The sequence below is a fragment of the Acutalibacter sp. JLR.KK004 genome, assembly GCF_036941085.1.
Lineage (GTDB): Bacteria > Bacillota > Clostridia > Oscillospirales > Acutalibacteraceae > Acutalibacter.
Map to the genome: position 1 here is coordinate 2,047,076 of NZ_JAYMNQ010000001.1, position 16,334 is coordinate 2,063,409.

Consider the following 16,334-nt stretch of genomic DNA (forward strand, 5'->3'; position numbering starts at 1 on the left):
CCGCCTGGAACTGCTTTATGCAGTGAATTTTCTGTTTCATTTAAGGTTGAGCATCAATCCAATACGGATCCACCCAGTAATTACGTGTTGCATTCCACCGGCGATACTGTAACCTACCATTATATATCCGAGTATACATAAGGATTTCATCCCTCAAAGGCATAATTCCGTCCATTCCAACCTACTCCTCCTTAAGCAAATATCCACATGCTATAAATGCTTCTGCCGCATCTTTAGTTATTGGATACAACTCTCCGTTTTCTGTAACCAAATAATATATATCATCAGTATCTTTTAATATGTAACCATCAAAAACAAATGCTGTAGATGTTAAATTATTGGTATATACCTCTTCCGTTGGTGGCTCATAAAACGGCTGAAAAACAAATGAATATGACCACACAATTACTATCGCACAAAGAATATAGAAAAGAATTTGCGCGAAAAGTGTTACAGGTTTTCCAGGATTGCTCAGCATATCGAATCGTTCATAAATTTCCGTTTTCTCTGGCGGCTTCTCGCGTTTCCAAAAAGGACGCCACAAGTTTTTGAACTTGCCATGAAACAATGTATCAAAGGAGAAAAGAGAAGGTATGCGGGCAATTATCCCTTTGTGCGTATTTTCTTTAGGCGTACTCTCATCTTCATAAACCCGGATAAGCGTCTGCATGTATGCCGTCTTCTTGAATTTTGAAAACACTTGCCTAACCGTGAAATCGCATTTGATTTCCAGTATCTGGCTTAAGTCGTGCTGTAACAAAATTATTAAGGGATTCCACCAGAAAAGGCATTGGAACAGCTTCGCAAGAAACTTTATCCATAAATCATGGTTAAGAAAATGTGCGTATTCATGTACAAGTACGGAAAACAACTCTTCATTTGAGTAATCCTTAGCAGGTAAAAGAATTATTTTCTTAAACAAGCCGATACTCTTCGGGCCATCCAAAGTGGGATAAACCATCAAATGGATTTTCATTTTCCGGCCTGTTTCTTTCTGCACTACTTTTAGAATCTCCTCGCCCAGCAGGTTACGATTATTCCGAAATCTGCCAAAATGATGCATGTTTCTGCAATAAGAAAACATCCAGTAGACAAGACAGACTCCGCTTACAAAGAACCATATCCATAGAAGAATATCCAGAATGCTAAACTCTCTGCCAGCTATGCTTCCACAGGACTTCGCGAGAAACAAATATATGTCATTATATATCTTTTCCACACGAATGGGTTCAGTAAACGGGAAATCTGCAGGCAACAACATTCTGCAAAGAGACAGTACGTGCAGCACCAGCACTGTAATAACGCCAAAGCCCTTCAAAAAAGCCTTATTATTCCGCAACAAATGGACAGCAACGATAAAAAATGAACTAAAAAGAATCCCCATACATACTGAGAAAAAACTTACTTCTATGTTCATTTCTCTCCGTCAGTCCCTGTTCTAACATTTTCCCGGATCTCCTTTTCCAGGATCTCCTCCAGCCTTTGCTTGACTTCGTCTGGGCTTTCATTCCCGCTTTTCATAGCCGCAGCCGCTGCAACCTGGAACAGCGTTTCCGCCTTTGCGCCTCTGTCAAGGGCAAGCTGCATATAGAACTCCTCTTTGGAAATTTTCGGCTTGAACTGCCGGGCATACAGCTTGCTGCGCAACAGAAACCCGCAACACTCTACAGCGCCCTTCTTTTCCAAAGATTTCAGCATGGCACGAAGATATGTCTCATTCCAGGCATGTTCCCCGCCTGTGTTCAGCATCTCTTCCACTAAAAGCGGCTTCCCAGCGTCCCACAGGAAGTTCATTAGCTCATCTTCGCGCTTGGTCAGCACTATCCTTTTGATACATCCACCTCCTTTCAACCTGTTTTAAACAGAACTTCACAAATACCTGTCCACACCAGATGAAACAGTTGTGCATCTGTCTGTTTGTAGTATATTCCACTTAAAAGCATTTGTCAATATAAAAATTATGATTTTCCTGGCATGTTTTATGCGCAGTTGGGTTTGTTTACAGGCGGAATGATAAACCCATTACCAGCAGGCCGTCTTTACAAGGCAGCGAAAACATGATAAAATCCAGACAGACATTATATTTTGTTGATTTTGGGAGGGAAAACGTATGAAACTGCATTTTGACGGCATACGGGACAAGGCCCCCTGGGAGCAGGCCGGCATTGCCCTGCCCCGGTTTAACCTGGAAGAGGTTCGGGAGAACACCAAGAAAGAGCCTGCCTGGCTGCACTTCGGGGCGGGCAATATTTTCCGGGCTTTTCCCGCCGCAGTGCTGCAACGGCTGCTGGACGCTGGGCAGTATGACAAAGGCGTGATTGTGGCGGAGGGCTTTGACTATGAAATTATCGACCGGGCCTACCGCCCCTTTGACAATCTGAGCCTGCTGGTGGTGCTGAAGGCGGACGGTTCCATGGAAAAACAGGTGGTGGCTTCCGTTGCGGAGAGCCTGAAGGCCTCCCCTCAGCTCCCCCAGGACTGGGAGCGGCTTATAGAAATCTTCCGGGCCCCCTCCCTGCAGATGGTAAGCTTTACCATTACGGAAAAGGGCTATGGCCTCTCCCCTGCCGACCTGCAGCGGGGGCTGGCTCCGGAAGCACTGATGGGAAAGGCCGCCCTGCTTCTTTTAGAGCGCTGCCGCGCCGGGGCCTGGCCCATTACTTTGCAAAGCATGGACAACTGTTCCCATAACGGAGACAAACTGCGGGAGGCCCTGCTGGCCTATGGCAAAGCCTGGGTGCAGGCAGGGCTGGTGCCGGAGGCTTTCCTGTCCTACTTGCAGGACGAAACCAAGGTTTCCTGTCCCTGGAGCATGATTGATAAAATTACCCCCCGGCCTAACGGGAAGGTGCGGGAAATGCTGGAAGCCCAAGGCTTTGCAGACAGCGGGACAATCCTGACGGAAAAGAACACCTATACCGCCGCTTTTGTCAACGCGGAGGAGACAGAGTATCTGGTGATAGAGGACAGCTTTCCTAACGGCCGCCCACCACTGGAACTGGGAGGCGTGCTTTTTACAGACAGGGGCACTGTGGATAAGGTGGAAAAAATGAAGGTTTGCACCTGCCTGAACCCTCTGCACACCGCCATGTCCATTTTGGGCTGTATGCTGGGATACGAGCTGATCTCCGCTGAAATGCAGGATGAGGACATCCGGGGCCTTGTTACCAGGCTGGGATATCAGGAGGCCATGCCTGTAGTGGTGGATCCGGGGGTACTGAAGCCTGCGGATTTTATAGACGCAGTGCTCACCCGCCGCCTGCCCAACCCCTTCATGCCCGACGCGCCCCAGCGCATTGCTACTGACACCTCCCAGAAGCTTCCTGTCCGCTTTGGGGAAACCATCAAGGCCTATCAGGCCCAAGGGCTTTCCCTGGACAGCCTGCTGCTGATCCCCCTGGTGCTGGCAGGCTATGCCCGGTACATCAAGGGCGTGGACGATACAGGCGCACCCTTTGCCCCTTCCCCGGATCCCCTGCTGGAGGAACTGCAGGCCATTGTTGCCCCGCTGGAAGTGAAAAAGGGACAGCAGGACATGTCCTGCCTGAAAGCGCTGTTCAGCCGGGCGGACGTGTTCGGGGTGGATCTCTACGCCGCGGGGCTGGGAGAGCGGGTAGAATCCATGACAGCGGAACTGTACGCAGGCCCGGGCGCTGTGCGGGAGACGCTCCATAAATATGTAACCACGAAATAATTCTTTGGCAATAGTAAAAGGCCCTGCCTGCTGGACGCAGACAGGGCCTTTCACTATTATGCTTATGCGCCTCAGTCAACCTTGGGAAGCTTTGCAAGGCTTTCTGCAATTTCCTCATCTGTGGGGATATAGTCGCTCATAACGCCGTCATTAAACTTCTGATAGGCGGTCATATCAAAATACCCAGTGCCTGTCAGGCCAAAGAGAATCGTCTTTTCCTCCCCGGTTTCCCGGCACTTAACAGCCTCGTCTATAGTCGCCCGGATGGCATGGCTGGACTCCGGCGCGGGCAGGGTGCCCTCCACCCTGGCAAACAGCTTGGCGGCCTCAAACACGGCGGTCTGCTCTACAGACACAGCCTCCATCAGGCCGTCATCATAGAGCTGGGACAGCACAGAACTCATGCCATGATACCGCAGGCCCCCGGCGTGGTTGGCGGAAGGAATGAAGCCGGAACCAAGGGTATACATCTTAGAGAGGGGGCACATCATGCCTGTGTCGCAGAAATCATAGGCGTATCTGCCCCGGGTGAGGGAGGGGCAGGAAGCAGGCTCCACCGCGATAAAACGGTAATCAGCCTTACCCTGGATTTTTTCGCCCATAAAGGGAGAGATAAGCCCGCCCAGGTTGGAGCCGCCTCCGGCGCAGCCGATGATGACATCGGGCTTGATATGGTACTTCTCCAGGGCCGCCTTTGCTTCCAGGCCAATAATGGACTGGTGCAAGAGCACCTGGTTGAGCACAGAGCCCAGCACATAGCGGTAACCCGGCGTGGAGGTTGCCACCTCTACAGCCTCGCTAATGGCGCAGCCCAGGCTGCCGGAAGTGCCGGGATGCTCCTCCAGGATCCGCCTGCCCACAGCCGTTTCTTCCGAAGGGGAAGGGGTTACAGAAGCGCCATAGGTGCGCATAACTTCCCGGCGGAAGGGCTTCTGCTCGTAGGAAACCTTTACCATGTACACCTTGCAGTCCAAATCAAAATAAGAGCAGGCCATGGAAAGGGCTGTACCCCACTGCCCGGCCCCTGTCTCTGTGGTAACACCCTTAAGGCCCTGCTTTTTGGCGTAATAGGCCTGGGCAATGGCAGAGTTCAGCTTATGGGAGCCGGAGGTGTTGTTCCCCTCGAATTTATAATAGATTTTGGCAGGGGTATCCAGGGCCTTCTCCAGGAAATAGGCCCTCACCAGTGGGGACGGCCGGTACATCTTGTAAAACTGCCGGATTTCCTCCGGGATTTCAAAGAAGCGGGTGTCTGTGTCCAGCTCCTGGCGCACCAGATCGTCACAGAAAACCGGAGTAAGCTCCTCAAATGTGACGGGCTGCAGGGTATCAGGATTCAGCAGGGGGGCAGGCTTATTCTTCATGTCTGCCCGCAGGTTGTACCAGGCCCTGGGCATCTCGCTTTCGTCTAAAAAGATCTTGTAAGGGATTTTCTGTTCCATTGTCTCTCTTCCTTTCCTGAATTTATCTATATAAAAACCTGCGGGAATTCCGCAAGATTTTGCATAACCGCATAGGAAATCCTGCAAAAGGCAGGGTTTTCCGTAAAACCAAAAAGCGCATTCATCCTAAATCTCTTAGGACAAATGCGCTTGCATCTGCGGTACCACCTAAATTCATCCCTTTGGGGGACGCACCTCTTTCGCGTACTTCCATACGCTATCCTTTATAACGGCAGGCTTCCGTCCCCCCTAAGGAAAGAAAACTTTCTTCGGGCAGGCCCTCACAGGTCCATTCCCGCCTGCCTGCGCTGCCCCGCTTCCACCTGCCGGGACTCTCTTGAAACGCATCCTGCTAAACGGTACTACTCCTGCTCATCGGTTTTGCAAGTATTTATTTCTTGTCTTGCAGTATAGCACAAAGCGTCCAGGTTGTCAAGTGTCTGGGCCAAACTTTTTCCAGCTTCTTACAGCCAGACCCCCAGCCCTGTTCCCAGCTTTTTCAGGGGCGGCAGGACAAGCTTTAAGGCCAGGCCCGTTAAAAGCCCGGTAAGGGTTCCAAAGAGAATCAGGCCGGGCACATAGGACAGGACTGCCTGGGAGGTGAGCAGCCATGCTGTTCCCAACTGGGCGGCATTATGGGTAAGCGCCCCTGAAACCCCCACCCCCATCAGGGAGCACCTGGTGCGGCGCAAAAGGAAGCAGGCCGCCAGGGTGCTAAGCAGGCCGCCGGACAGGCTCATGGCCCCGGCGGCAAGCCCCCTGCCCAAAAAGGCAAACCCGCCTTTGAGCACAGCCAGGAACAGGGCGCAGGGCAGGCCCATGCTGCCAGCAGCGTACATGGCGGCAATATTGGACAGCCCCAGCTTTGCACCCGGGGGCAGCATAGGCAAAGGGGGCAGCAGACTTTCCAGAAAGGAAAGGGACAGGGCCAAGGCCCCCAATATGCCCGTAAAGGCCACCCGGGCAGCTTTCTGCTTCGTAAAAACCGCTGCGCCCCCCCTGTCTCGACTGTTTTTCACACCACCGTCTCCTTTAATAGGTTTCCGCGTCTGCCTCTCCCGCTGCCCCTTCCAGCCGGAGCACCAGCCGGGCAGGCAGGCAAAGGGCGGTTTCCCCGGCATGGGTGATAACCCCGGTGCGCACGCAGGTCTGATCCGGGCAGGTGGACGCAAGAAAACACCCGCCCTCCGGCGAAATCCGCAGGGTGGCCCGGTGCCCCCCCTCCCCCTCAAACTCCAGCTCCATAGGGGCTGCAAGGGCAGACAATTCCTGCCGGCAGAGGATTTCCCCGTCCCGCTCTACCACAGCGGCAGTCCCCTGGGGCCGGTTTCCCAGCACCAGGAAAAGGATGCTGGCAAGGAGAAGCAGTCCCAGCAGAAGCAGCCCGTCCCGGGGCGCCATAAGCTTTTTTGTTTCCATAAAAGAACGTCAGGCCTTGTACACGATTTTTCCGTCGATAATGGTGACAAGGGTTTTGCACTGCATGTCCTTTAGGGGATCCCCTTTGTAAATAACCACGTCCGCGTCCTTGCCAGGGGTCAGGCTCCCTACCCGGTGGGCGATACCCGTAATTTCCGCCGGGTTCAGGGTGACAGCCTTCCAGGCTTCCTTTTCCTCCAGCCCGGCTTCCATGGCAAGGCCCGCGCACAGGGGCAGGTATTTCAGGGGGATAACCGGGGCGTCGGTGATGATGGCAACCTTTAATCCCTTCTCCACCAAGGCCCGGGGGGTGTCCCAGCACTTGTTTTTCAGCTCAAACTTGCTCTTGCTGCCAAAGGTTGGCCCCACCAGGCAGGGGCGCTGCTCTGCCGCCAGCTCTTCAGCAATGAGATGGCCCTCGGTGCAGTGATCCAGAGTGATACCCACCCCGAATTCCTTTGCTATGCGCAGGGAGGTGAAGATATCGTCTGCCCGGTGGGCGTGGCTTTTCAGGGGAATCTCCCCCCGCATTACCGGCAGCATGGCATGGAGCTTCATATCAAAGTCCGGCTTCTTGTTTTCTTTGGGATCCTTCTCCCAGGCATCCAGGGCTTCCTTATAGTTCTGCGCCTTTTGCAGGGTTTCCCGCAGCAGGGCGGCGGTGCCCATACGGGTGATGGGCGCTTTTTTGTTATTCCCGCCGTAGCAGCGCTTGGGGTTTTCCCCAAAGGCTATTTTCATGGCCACAGGGTTCTTCACCACCATGTCGTCCACCCGCCTGCCGCAAAGCTTTACAGCCAGGAAAGTGCCCCCCACCACGTTAGCGCTGCCGGGGCCGGTGACGGCGGTGGTCACCCCGTGACTGTAGGCGTCGAAAAGAGCCTCGTCCATGGGATTCAGGCCGTCGATACCCCGCATGTGGGGGGTGACCGGGTCGGTGCTTTCGTTGTAATCCGCCCCTTCAAAGCCGATGGCCTCTTCGTCCAGGCCGATATGGCAGTGGCCCTCCACAAAGCCCGGGGCCACTAGGCACCCGGAAGCGTCAAGGATTTCCGCGCCGGCAGGCGCTTCCACTGTCTTGCCCACTGCCAGGATTTTGCCGTTGTCAATTAAAACCTGTCCGCCGGGGATGTCTTCCCCGTCAATGGGCCTGATAAGCCCGTTCTTAATTAAAAGCATGGTAAAACCTCCACAAAAGAAAATAGTTAAGGCGATACCGCATCATGCTAAGCAGTATAAGGTGCCAGCGGCGCTGCCCTAAGACTTTTCTTAATAATACCAATTTCCCCAGCCCATTGCAAGAGGGTTTTTGTGAAATCTTGCCATAGGGCAATGGTTGTGGTATAATTGTCCTAAATCATTCAGGATGGGCGGGGCATACGCCCGGGAAAGGACGGGAGGCAAATGGACTGTTCCCTGTTTCAAAACGCGCAGCAGATTATCCAAGGAAGCCTGCGGGCAGTGCTGCCGGACGAGGCTGTAAGGCGGGCTTTGGAGGATTTCAGGCCCAGGGGTGGCAAAACCCTGCTGGTGGCCGCAGGCAAGGCGGCCTGGCAGATGGCCAAAGCCGCTGCGGACGCTTTGGGCCGGGTGGACGGCGGCGTGGTGGCCACAAAATACGGGCACGTGCTGGGAGATATTCCTGGGGTGGAATGCCTGGAAGGCGGGCACCCGGTGCCGGATGAAAACAGCTTTGCCGCCACACGGCGGGCGCTGGAGCTGACAGCCGGGCTTTCAGAGCAGGATACGGTGCTGTTCCTGCTTTCCGGCGGGGGCAGCGCCCTGTTTGAAAAGCCCCTCATCCCCGGCGGGGAGCTGCAGGATATCACAAACCAGCTTCTGGCAAGCGGCGCGGGCATTGTGGAGATGAACACCCTGCGCAAGCGGCTGTCCGGGGTAAAGGGCGGGCGGTTTGCCCTGCACTGCGCCCCGGCCCGGGTGTTCAGCATTGTGCTCAGCGACATTATCGGGGATCCCCTGGACATGATTGCCAGCGGCCCCGCCTACCCGGATTCCAGCACCCGGGAGGAGGCTTTGGAGATTGTGAAAAGGTATGGCCTGCGCCTTTCTCCCAAGGCCTTGGCCCTGTTGGAGGAGGAAACCCCCAAGTCCCTGGAAAATGTGGAAACCCGGATTACCGGCAGCGTGCGGGAGCTGTGCGCCCATGCCGCGGCGGAATGCGAAAAGCTGGGGTATGCCCCGGTTATCCTCACAGACCGGCTGTGCTGCGAGGCCCGGGAGGCAGGCAGCTTCCTGGGCAGCATTTTGAAAACCCATGCCGGGCAGGGCAGGCCAACGGCCTTTATCGCCGGAGGCGAAACAGTGGTGCATCTCACCGGAAAGGGCCTGGGAGGGCGCAACCAGGAGCTGGCCCTGGCGGCGGCTCCCCTTATCGCGGGACTGCCTCACGCGGCGGTGTTCTCCCTGGGCAGCGACGGCACCGACGGGCCTACAGACGCTGCCGGAGGCTATGTAGACGGCGGCACTGCGGCGGCACTGGAAAAAGCCGGAGTGGATATCCCTGCTGTGCTGCGGAACAACGATGCCTACCACGCCCTGCAAAAATGCGGGGGCCTGCTGATGACCGGGCCTACCGGCACCAATGTCAACGATGTGGCAGTGGGGCTGGTGCAGTAGGACAGGCCCAAGGTACACCCTTGCCCCAACGCCCTATTTCGTAAAGAAACTATCCCTTTTTACACCGGGACAGAAGAAAGGATGAAGATTTTTGAAAAAGAGAGTTTGTTCCTTCCTGTTGGCCTGTATCCTTATGGCCAGCGCCCTGCCTGTTGCCACAGCTTCCGCTGCGGTCCAAGTGTTCCATGACGTTCCCAAGAAAGAGTGGTATGCCGGCTATGTGTATGCCATGGCAGACAAGGGCATTATCAATGGCACCAGCGACACAACCTTTGCCCCCAACAATTCCGTAAGTCGGGCGGAGTTTGTCAAAATGCTGGCGGCTTCCCTTGTGCCCCAAAGTGAAATTGACCAGTATAAGGGCATGAACCTGTTTACCGACGTGCCTTCCAGCCAGTGGTATGACCCTTATGTAAACTGGGCCGCCCAGCATGGCATTGCCAACGGCAGCGACGGGAGGTTTGACCCCAACGGGCCTGTAACCCGCCAGGAAGCCGCCGCTTTTATGGTGCGGGCTGCCAGGGCCTATCCCGGCAAGGTGGATTTGACCGAGAAAAAACCCCTTATAACTTTTAAGGATCAGGATAAAATCGCCAGTTGGGCCAGAGAGGACGTAGCCGCCTGCCAGAAGGCCGGTATTATAAACGGCAATACGGACGGCACCTTCGCCCCCGGCAGCAAGGCGCCCCGGCACCAGGCCGCCGCCATGCTGTGCCGCCTGGCAGATATTGCTCCCTTTGAGGGCGATCAGATTCCCGAGCCTCCCGAGCCTCCCAAGCCTCCAGAGCCGGTGTTTAAGGCCCCCGTCACCTTCAGGAAAACGGTGGCAGGCGTGTCTGTGCGGGGCGTGGAGCTTGACCCCTCTAAGGGATATGCCGCCAAGGCTGTACTGGCGGGGAACCAGTTCTATAAAAATGACACTGCTTCCAATATCATCAAGAACAACAACGGCTATGTAGCTGTAAACGGCGCCGACTTCAATTCCGGAAGTGACCTCAGCACCTCCAGCGGCATTGTCAGCGGCGGCAAGGTAGTGCGGGTGTACAATAATCCAGTGGATCCCAAGCCCGCCTTTGTGGTGGACAAAAACGGCAAGGCATCCATCCAGTTTATGACGATCAACCAGACTGTCACCCTGGAAAAAAACGGAAAAAAATACGCTTCCTTTGATAGGGTGAGCACGAACCGGCCTGTGCGTGCCCCGGACGCCACCCGAATGATCTATACCCGGGCCTTTGGCAAAAGCGTCCTGGACGGCAAGATTTTCCGCGGCCTGGCTGTAGACGGGAACGGAAAGGTTACCAATGTTTACAGCAACGCCAGCAATGTGCCCATCCCCAGCAGCGGCTTCCTGCTGATAGAGAGGGCCGAACGCCAGGTGGAGGAAAAGCTTTTCACCGATGCCAAGCCCGGCGACACCCTGCGGGTGGATGTGGCCTATGAAGGCTCTGCCGTCCAGGACATCCAGACCTCCCTCAGCGCCGGGCCTACGGTTGTGAAAAACGGCAAGGCATACGGCAACGCCACCACCTACAAAAACGAAGGCTTTTTGGACACCAGCTTCACAGGCGGCTCCCGGGCCCGGATGGCTCTTGGCGTAAAAACCGACGGAACTGTGGTGATTGTCAGTTGCACCTGCACCCTGGGCGCCCTTTCCAAGGTGATGGCAGCCCTGGGCTGCGAGACTGCCATGAACCTGGACGGCGGCGCTTCCTCCACCCTGTATGTAAACGGATCCTGGCTTGCAAGCCCGAGCCGCAAGCTTACCAATATGATTGTTTTCAGCAAGAAATAACAGGCTTTAGGTGCTTATTAAAAAAGGAACAGCGGCGTGCTGCAAAGCAGCACGCCGCTGTTCCTTTCCATTTTACAGACTTTCTAAGGCGCTGGGCAGGCCTTTACAGATCTTCTACAAAATAGGCGTTTGTCCCTGCATACAGGCCTTTTCCGTCACGCACCTCTATACGCAGCCAGCCTTCCTTGCCTGTGAGGGGGAACTCCGCGTCTGTAATGGTTTCACCCCGGGGGGCTAACTGCTTGTAGCAGTCCCGGCCCTTCTGGATGGCAAATATTTTTTCTACAGGGGAGGTTTTCACCCGCAGCACGCCGTCCTGAATGGAAACCCCTTTCAGCTCTGGCCCCATAGACCAGTAGAACCGCCCTGCCCGCAGCGCCCGGATTACGCTTTTGTAGGCAAGCTTTTCAGCGGCTATCATCACAAAGCCTCCAAAGGAATCATTGAGCGGATCTGTAAAGGGCACGCGGTCATGGTTATCGTCTGTAGCCAAGGCAAAAAGCTTCTGCCCGGAGCGGAGCATCTCGTCATAAGACTGGGGATGGAAGCCGTACAGCCCGTCATGCTCGCAGCCGTAATTATAAATCTCCATGGCAAATAGGCCCCGGAGATCCTTATAGTCCTCGTAGGTTTGCAGCGACCAGTAAGGATGGTTATAGCAGACTAAAAACCCCAGCTCGTTCATGGCGGCGACGTACTCATTCAGGGAAGCCATATCCCCATACCGCCGGGGCGGGCGCAGGCTTTGGGCCTTTATCTCCTGCTTTTCCGTGGGATCTGTGTCGAACAGGTTCAAGTGATAGGTTTTCAAATCCGGCCAGCAGCCAGGGCCGGTTTCAAAGCCGCACATCTCTGTCTCATAAGCTGCCAGAGCCAGAAAGTTTTCATCGTCCAGCTCCTTGTGCCAGCGATACTGCTCGTGGTCTGTGAAGGCCACAATGGAATACCCCTGGCCCTTATAGGCCGCCTTAATCTCCTCAGGCGTCAGTTCTCCATCGGAAATAGTGGTGTGGCAATGGAGGTTCGCTTTGTAAAAACCCTCCTCCGGCAGCAGGACTCTGTCTTCCAGCTTCATAGCGTCTCCCTCTTTTCTTTCGTATTATTGTAGTCCCTCTCTCCCCCGGCCCAGGCACGCCGCAGACTTTTTCCGCTTTTCAGAACCGCCGGACCATGGTCTTTTCAGCCTTATTCTACCATGTTTTAGGAGGGCTGTCTACAGGCAATACCGCACAATTCATGGCTGTCGCTTTAAGCGGCATCGCCTGTAGGAGAAAAAGAATCTGTATTATAAAAAAGCCCTTGCTGCAGCGCCCGTTTAAGGGCTGCCGCAGCAAGGGCCTTCTGTACAGAAATGCACAGGTTAGATTTCTGGAAGCCGCCAGCTTCCTATAAATACATATTGCAGTTTACCCTCTATACAAACACTGATGAAGCCTGGCTGACTCAGACAGCGAAGAAACCAGTGCAGCAGCCAGAGGCCCTTTTCCCGCAGTATCCACACTAGGGTTCGGCGCATCCTTCCAGTCCGGCAGTTCCAATTCCAGCTCTGGCTCATACCAGCCGGGGAACAGATCGCTGAACCTGGGAGAAATCTCAAAGGTGCGGTCATCCGGATTTTCCGCGCTTCCATAGCCAAGCTCTCCTGCAACGTAGTCGGCAGACCAGGAAAACCGGTAGATAATTTCCCGGCGGGCAGAAAGGATATAGTCGTGCAGCTCAGCCGGCGTATTATCTAAATCCATATAGGCCAGTTTAACCGCTCTCTCGTCTACATCCTGAGATACAATTTCATATACCTCCTGGGCAGTTCTGGCGCCAGATATAACCTCTGTCCAGCCCGCCTTTTCATACTCTTCCCGCATAATCTGGTCAATGGCGCGGCCGATTTCCTGACACTGTGCCCCTCTGAGTTTCACCGCGCCAGCCCGCTCTTTAGAAACACCTGCCTCCTCTGCCAGATAGGCACGGACGCGTTGAGAAGTGGCTTGATAAATCTTATCGCTTTCCGCCTCATATGCCTGCTCTTTCTGCGTATCAGCAGCATAGGCTGTTGCTGCAAAAACAACGGCGAATACACTTACCAGCAAGGCCATACATACTTTTTTCACAGATAAATCCTCCTTCCATATCATCCCGTCTCCATCATACATTTTGTACAGTGGGGTTAAACGATTCCATAAAGAAAAAATGGCGGCTTCCGGCACCTTTAACAGGCGTCGTTTGATTCGGTTTAAGGAATTATTGTATAAATAATTGCCCACTATGTTGTAAATTTAGTGTATCATGGTTCTCATATGCCTGTCAAGAAGTATGGAGAAATATGCGCAAAAATTATGTCTACCTGTCTCAAGCTGCAGAGGCGCAAAAAAGCCTCCGGTTCGTCACAACCCGGAGGCTTTTGGAGCAGCAAAAGATTTTATTCAAACTGTACGGCAACGCCCTTTGCGTCAGACTCCAGCGCCGCTTCCATCAGGCGCAGAATGCGGAGGGCTTCCTCGTTTTTCACAATCTGCTCGGCCTTGCCCTGTACCACGTCGCAAACATTGGAATAAAGCTGGTTGCGATCATAGGTGATGTCTGGCAGGGGCAGATCGTCCATGGTGTCCTCGTTCCGGGGAGCCATGGTTTTGGAAAGGCCCTCGCCCATGAGGATAGGCGTGGCATCCTTGTCCTCCCAGCTCCGCAGGATAACCATGTGGCCCGGATCCCGGAAATCCTTGATTTCCGCTGTTCCCTTGGTGCCGCAGAGATACCAGTGAGGCAGGGTGATGAAGTTGCAGGTACCCACTTCCACAGTGGCAGTCAAGCCGCTTTCAAAGGTCATCTGCATGATGAAGCCATCGTCTACCTCGTCATTGGTGACGTGGGTCATTTTGGCGTATACAGTCTTGATTTTCTCCGGGATCATCATCACTAGGCGATCCAGCAGGTGTACGCCCCAGTCAAACATCATGCCGCCGCCCTGGGCCTTCACGCCCCGCCAGTCGCCGGGAATGCCCCGGGAGCCATGGTAACGGCTTTCAATGTGGAAAATATCCCCCAGGGTCTTTTCCTCATAAAGCTTCTTCATAATCAGGTAGTCCTTGTCCCAGCGGCGGTTCTGCCGGGGATAAAACACCTTGCCAGTCTCCTTGGCAACCTCCAGCACATCCTCCAGATCCTTGCTGTTCATCATAACAGGCTTTTCGCACAGCACATTTTTGCCTGCCTGCATAGCCCGGATGGACAGATCCTTGTGGCTGTCATTCGGCGTGGCTACCAGCACCACGTCCACCTGGGGATCCTCCAAAATCTGCTCGAAGCTGTCATAGGTATGGAAGCCCTGGTTTCTGGCCCACTCCTGACGCTCTTCCTTTACGTCATAGGTGCCTGCCAGCACCATTTTGGTTTTCAGATCCGTATCGCCGGGGGCCAGCTCCCGGCCTTTAGAGCCGTCTGTCATCCAAAGGGCCTGCCCGCTGCCAGTGGAAATGGCCACGGCATGGCCGCCGCCCATACCGCCGCAGCCCACAACAGCTACAGCAACCTTCCCGTCTATCATAAGAAAAACCTCCCTTAGTTTATGTATACTGCCCAACATCCGGGCACCGCGCATGGCATCTGGATGCTTATTCCCATTTTACACGGTTTTCCGCTTTTTGGCAAGAGATTTTTTGTTGTTTTTATTTATATAAAGTGACATCTCCAAAACAAGCGCTGCAGCTTCAAAAAGTGCCGCGTCTCTTTCCCGGAAAAAGCTTAATAACGGGAAATCCGGCCCTGAACATCCCGCCAAAAGATTCTTGTTGAAAAAGCGGGAACTTTGGTGTATACTATATGTTGTATAAGTACAGGCAAATTGTGCGAACGGAATGGGCCGCCCCGAACCGGAGAAAAATTGTCCATGCATTTTCCAGCCTGCGGGGCAGGGAAATACATAATAAAGCTTTCCAGCGGGGCGCCCCCGAATGAAGAGTAAGGATGAGAATGAAGTATGATAGGAACCGATATCGCCATCGATCTGGGCACCTCTAATTTCAAGGTTTACTTAGACGGCAAGGGCATTGTACTCAGCGAACCTTCCATTATTGCCGTGGATACCCTCACCGATGAAGTCATTGCCATTGGCACAGAGGCATATAAAATGCTGGGCCGCACCTCAGACCGCATTGTTGTCTCCCGTCCCCTGTGCAACGGCGTTATTTCCGATTTCTCCCTGGCAGAGCACCTGATCACCTACTATTTAAAGCGCCTGGGCAGCAGCCGGGTCTTTATGCCCCGGGTGGTAGTCAGCGTCCCCTGCGGGGTAACCGAGGTGGAAAAGCGGGCGGTGGTAGACGCCATTGGCGCGGCCGGCGTGCGCAAGGTGTGCCTGATCGAAGAGCCTGTGGCGGCGGCTATCGGGGCGGGGGTAGACATTGCCGCCCCCCATGGCACCATGATCGTGGACATCGGGGAAGGCACCACAGACATGGCGGTTATCTCCTTAAACGGCATCGCCATTGCAAACTCCACCCACATTGCCGGGGACGATTTCAACGACGCCATTGTGAAATATGTCCGCCGGAAGTTCAATCTGGTAATCGGGGATCGCATGGCAGAGGGGGCCAAACGGGCCATTGGCTGCGCCTATCCCCGGAAAAGGCTGGAGACCTTTGTGCTCAAAGGCCGCAATGCCATGAACGGCTTGCCGGAAACCACTATTATGAACTCGGACGAGATGATTGAAGCCCTTATAGAGCCTGCCATTTCCATTGTCCGCACAGTGCAGGCTACCCTGGAGGAAACACCGCCAGAGCTGCTGGCAGATATCTTTACAGACGGCATCTATCTTACAGGCGGTTCCGCTAACCTCTACGGCCTTTCCACCCTGCTTTCCAAAAAGACAAAAATCCCAGTGGTCACCTTTGACAACCCGGAAAACTGCGTGGTGCTGGGGGCAGGGCGGGCCATCAAATACATTGACAAGATGGACGGGCGCAGCCATGGCAAGATGAACCCCCTGGTGTCCTACGGGTAAGGGGCTGGGCGCGGGTTCAAACGCAGGCACGTACACGTACACGTATTTGTAAAAATTTTTGCCTGCAAAAAAATCGGCCCCCTGGTCTCCAAAGCTGCCGGCGCTGAGGAGCCAGAGGGCGAGCAGCCGGAGCCTGCAAAGGGGCGGATTCCTCGAAAGCCCCCAGAGGCTCCGGTCCTTTTGGACGACCCGCTTCTTTGCCGGCACGCAAACGCTGCCGGCTGCTTGGTCATATTGTGGCCCAGGCGGGGAGAAATTATGCAGGAAGAAAAAATTTCTAAAAAAGCGCCCCTTTCCCTTGCAAATCAGGCCGGGCTGTGGTATGATATCTTATGCTATTTTGCGACA

General features: G+C 54.4%; 14 protein-coding genes. 4 read left to right on the top strand and 10 right to left on the bottom strand.

Annotated elements, in window-relative coordinates:
* Positions 1 to 181 precede the first annotated feature (181 nt).
* Positions 182 to 1,417 (bottom strand): M56 family metallopeptidase, encoded by a 1,236-nt coding sequence (locus tag VSQ30_RS11190; RefSeq protein ID WP_334464115.1) that lies wholly within the window; start codon positions 1,415 to 1,417, stop codon positions 182 to 184.
* Positions 1,414 to 1,821, bottom strand: coding sequence for a BlaI/MecI/CopY family transcriptional regulator (locus VSQ30_RS11195; RefSeq protein WP_334464117.1), 408 nt, complete (start codon positions 1,819 to 1,821; stop codon positions 1,414 to 1,416). Before VSQ30_RS11195 ends, VSQ30_RS11190 begins: the two co-directional genes overlap by 4 nt.
* Before the next feature lie 289 nt (positions 1,822 to 2,110).
* On the opposite strand from VSQ30_RS11195, the gene VSQ30_RS11200 reads away from it, so the two are divergent.
* Complete coding sequence (locus tag VSQ30_RS11200; protein WP_334464118.1) at positions 2,111 to 3,694, top strand: mannitol dehydrogenase family protein; 1,584 nt, start codon at positions 2,111 to 2,113, stop codon at positions 3,692 to 3,694.
* Positions 3,695 to 3,765: 71 nt separating this feature from the next.
* Here VSQ30_RS11200 and VSQ30_RS11205 read toward each other — a convergent pair whose 3' ends face one another.
* The 4 genes from VSQ30_RS11205 to VSQ30_RS11220 form a co-directional block, all read right to left on the bottom strand.
* Positions 3,766 to 5,136, bottom strand: coding sequence for a TrpB-like pyridoxal phosphate-dependent enzyme (locus VSQ30_RS11205; RefSeq protein ID WP_334464119.1), 1,371 nt, complete (start codon positions 5,134 to 5,136; stop codon positions 3,766 to 3,768).
* Positions 5,137 to 5,600: 464 nt separating this feature from the next.
* Positions 5,601 to 6,155: a Gx transporter family protein gene (locus tag VSQ30_RS11210; protein ID WP_334464120.1), complete on the bottom strand. Its 555-nt coding sequence runs from the start codon at positions 6,153 to 6,155 to the stop codon at positions 5,601 to 5,603.
* A gap of 13 nt (positions 6,156 to 6,168) precedes the next feature.
* Entirely contained in the window at positions 6,169 to 6,555 is a 387-nt protein-coding gene (locus tag VSQ30_RS11215) for a NusG domain II-containing protein (RefSeq protein ID WP_334464121.1), read from the bottom strand.
* Positions 6,556 to 6,564: 9 nt separating this feature from the next.
* Positions 6,565 to 7,734: an amidohydrolase gene (locus VSQ30_RS11220; RefSeq protein WP_160642732.1), complete on the bottom strand. Its 1,170-nt coding sequence runs from the start codon at positions 7,732 to 7,734 to the stop codon at positions 6,565 to 6,567.
* A gap of 225 nt (positions 7,735 to 7,959) precedes the next feature.
* On the opposite strand from VSQ30_RS11220, the gene VSQ30_RS11225 reads away from it, so the two are divergent.
* Together VSQ30_RS11225 and VSQ30_RS11230 are read left to right on the top strand one after the other, a co-directional pair.
* Positions 7,960 to 9,192 carry a glycerate kinase type-2 family protein gene (locus VSQ30_RS11225; RefSeq protein WP_334464123.1) on the top strand — a complete coding sequence of 411 codons (1,233 nt, stop codon included), beginning with the start codon at positions 7,960 to 7,962 and terminating at the stop codon, positions 9,190 to 9,192.
* A gap of 91 nt (positions 9,193 to 9,283) precedes the next feature.
* Positions 9,284 to 10,987, top strand: a complete 1,704-nt coding sequence (locus VSQ30_RS11230; RefSeq protein WP_334464125.1) for an S-layer homology domain-containing protein — start codon at positions 9,284 to 9,286, stop codon at positions 10,985 to 10,987.
* 103 nt (positions 10,988 to 11,090) lie between these two features.
* Here VSQ30_RS11230 and VSQ30_RS11235 read toward each other — a convergent pair whose 3' ends face one another.
* The 4 genes from VSQ30_RS11235 to VSQ30_RS11250 all read right to left on the bottom strand — a co-directional run bounded on the left by VSQ30_RS11235 (position 11,091) and on the right by VSQ30_RS11250 (position 14,876).
* Complete coding sequence (locus tag VSQ30_RS11235) at positions 11,091 to 12,062, bottom strand: CehA/McbA family metallohydrolase (RefSeq protein WP_334464127.1); 972 nt, start codon at positions 12,060 to 12,062, stop codon at positions 11,091 to 11,093.
* Between the two features lie 331 nt (positions 12,063 to 12,393).
* Positions 12,394 to 13,095 carry a hypothetical protein gene (locus VSQ30_RS11240; protein ID WP_160642729.1) on the bottom strand — a complete coding sequence of 234 codons (702 nt, stop codon included), beginning with the start codon at positions 13,093 to 13,095 and terminating at the stop codon, positions 12,394 to 12,396.
* A gap of 308 nt (positions 13,096 to 13,403) precedes the next feature.
* Complete coding sequence (locus tag VSQ30_RS11245; RefSeq protein WP_334464129.1) at positions 13,404 to 14,528, bottom strand: Gfo/Idh/MocA family protein; 1,125 nt, start codon at positions 14,526 to 14,528, stop codon at positions 13,404 to 13,406.
* A gap of 78 nt (positions 14,529 to 14,606) precedes the next feature.
* Positions 14,607 to 14,876 carry a hypothetical protein gene (locus VSQ30_RS11250; RefSeq protein WP_334464131.1) on the bottom strand — a complete coding sequence of 90 codons (270 nt, stop codon included), beginning with the start codon at positions 14,874 to 14,876 and terminating at the stop codon, positions 14,607 to 14,609.
* An 84-nt stretch (positions 14,877 to 14,960) separates the two neighbouring features.
* Here VSQ30_RS11250 and VSQ30_RS11255 point away from each other — a divergent pair, with 84 nt between their 5' ends.
* Entirely contained in the window at positions 14,961 to 15,986 is a 1,026-nt protein-coding gene (locus tag VSQ30_RS11255) for a rod shape-determining protein (RefSeq protein ID WP_160642726.1), read from the top strand.
* The last annotated feature ends 348 nt before the right edge of the window (positions 15,987 to 16,334 follow it).

What these genes read in the sequence shown, in the direction of transcription:
- VSQ30_RS11190 (WP_334464115.1), bottom strand. Translation starts at nt 1,417, where the DNA reads ATGAACATAGAAGTAAGTTTTTTCTCAGTATGTATGGGGATTCTTTTT.
- VSQ30_RS11200 (WP_334464118.1), top strand. Translation starts at nt 2,111, where the DNA reads ATGAAACTGCATTTTGACGGCATACGGGACAAGGCCCCCTGGGAGCAG.
- VSQ30_RS11205 (WP_334464119.1), bottom strand. Translation starts at nt 5,136, where the DNA reads ATGGAACAGAAAATCCCTTACAAGATCTTTTTAGACGAAAGCGAGATG.
- VSQ30_RS11215 (WP_334464121.1), bottom strand. Translation starts at nt 6,555, where the DNA reads ATGGAAACAAAAAAGCTTATGGCGCCCCGGGACGGGCTGCTTCTGCTG.
- VSQ30_RS11220 (WP_160642732.1), bottom strand. Translation starts at nt 7,734, where the DNA reads ATGCTTTTAATTAAGAACGGGCTTATCAGGCCCATTGACGGGGAAGAC.
- VSQ30_RS11225 (WP_334464123.1), top strand. Translation starts at nt 7,960, where the DNA reads ATGGACTGTTCCCTGTTTCAAAACGCGCAGCAGATTATCCAAGGAAGC.
- VSQ30_RS11235 (WP_334464127.1), bottom strand. Translation starts at nt 12,062, where the DNA reads ATGAAGCTGGAAGACAGAGTCCTGCTGCCGGAGGAGGGTTTTTACAAA.
- VSQ30_RS11245 (WP_334464129.1), bottom strand. Translation starts at nt 14,528, where the DNA reads ATGATAGACGGGAAGGTTGCTGTAGCTGTTGTGGGCTGCGGCGGTATG.
- VSQ30_RS11250 (WP_334464131.1), bottom strand. Translation starts at nt 14,876, where the DNA reads ATGCATGGACAATTTTTCTCCGGTTCGGGGCGGCCCATTCCGTTCGCA.
- VSQ30_RS11255 (WP_160642726.1), top strand. Translation starts at nt 14,961, where the DNA reads ATGATAGGAACCGATATCGCCATCGATCTGGGCACCTCTAATTTCAAG.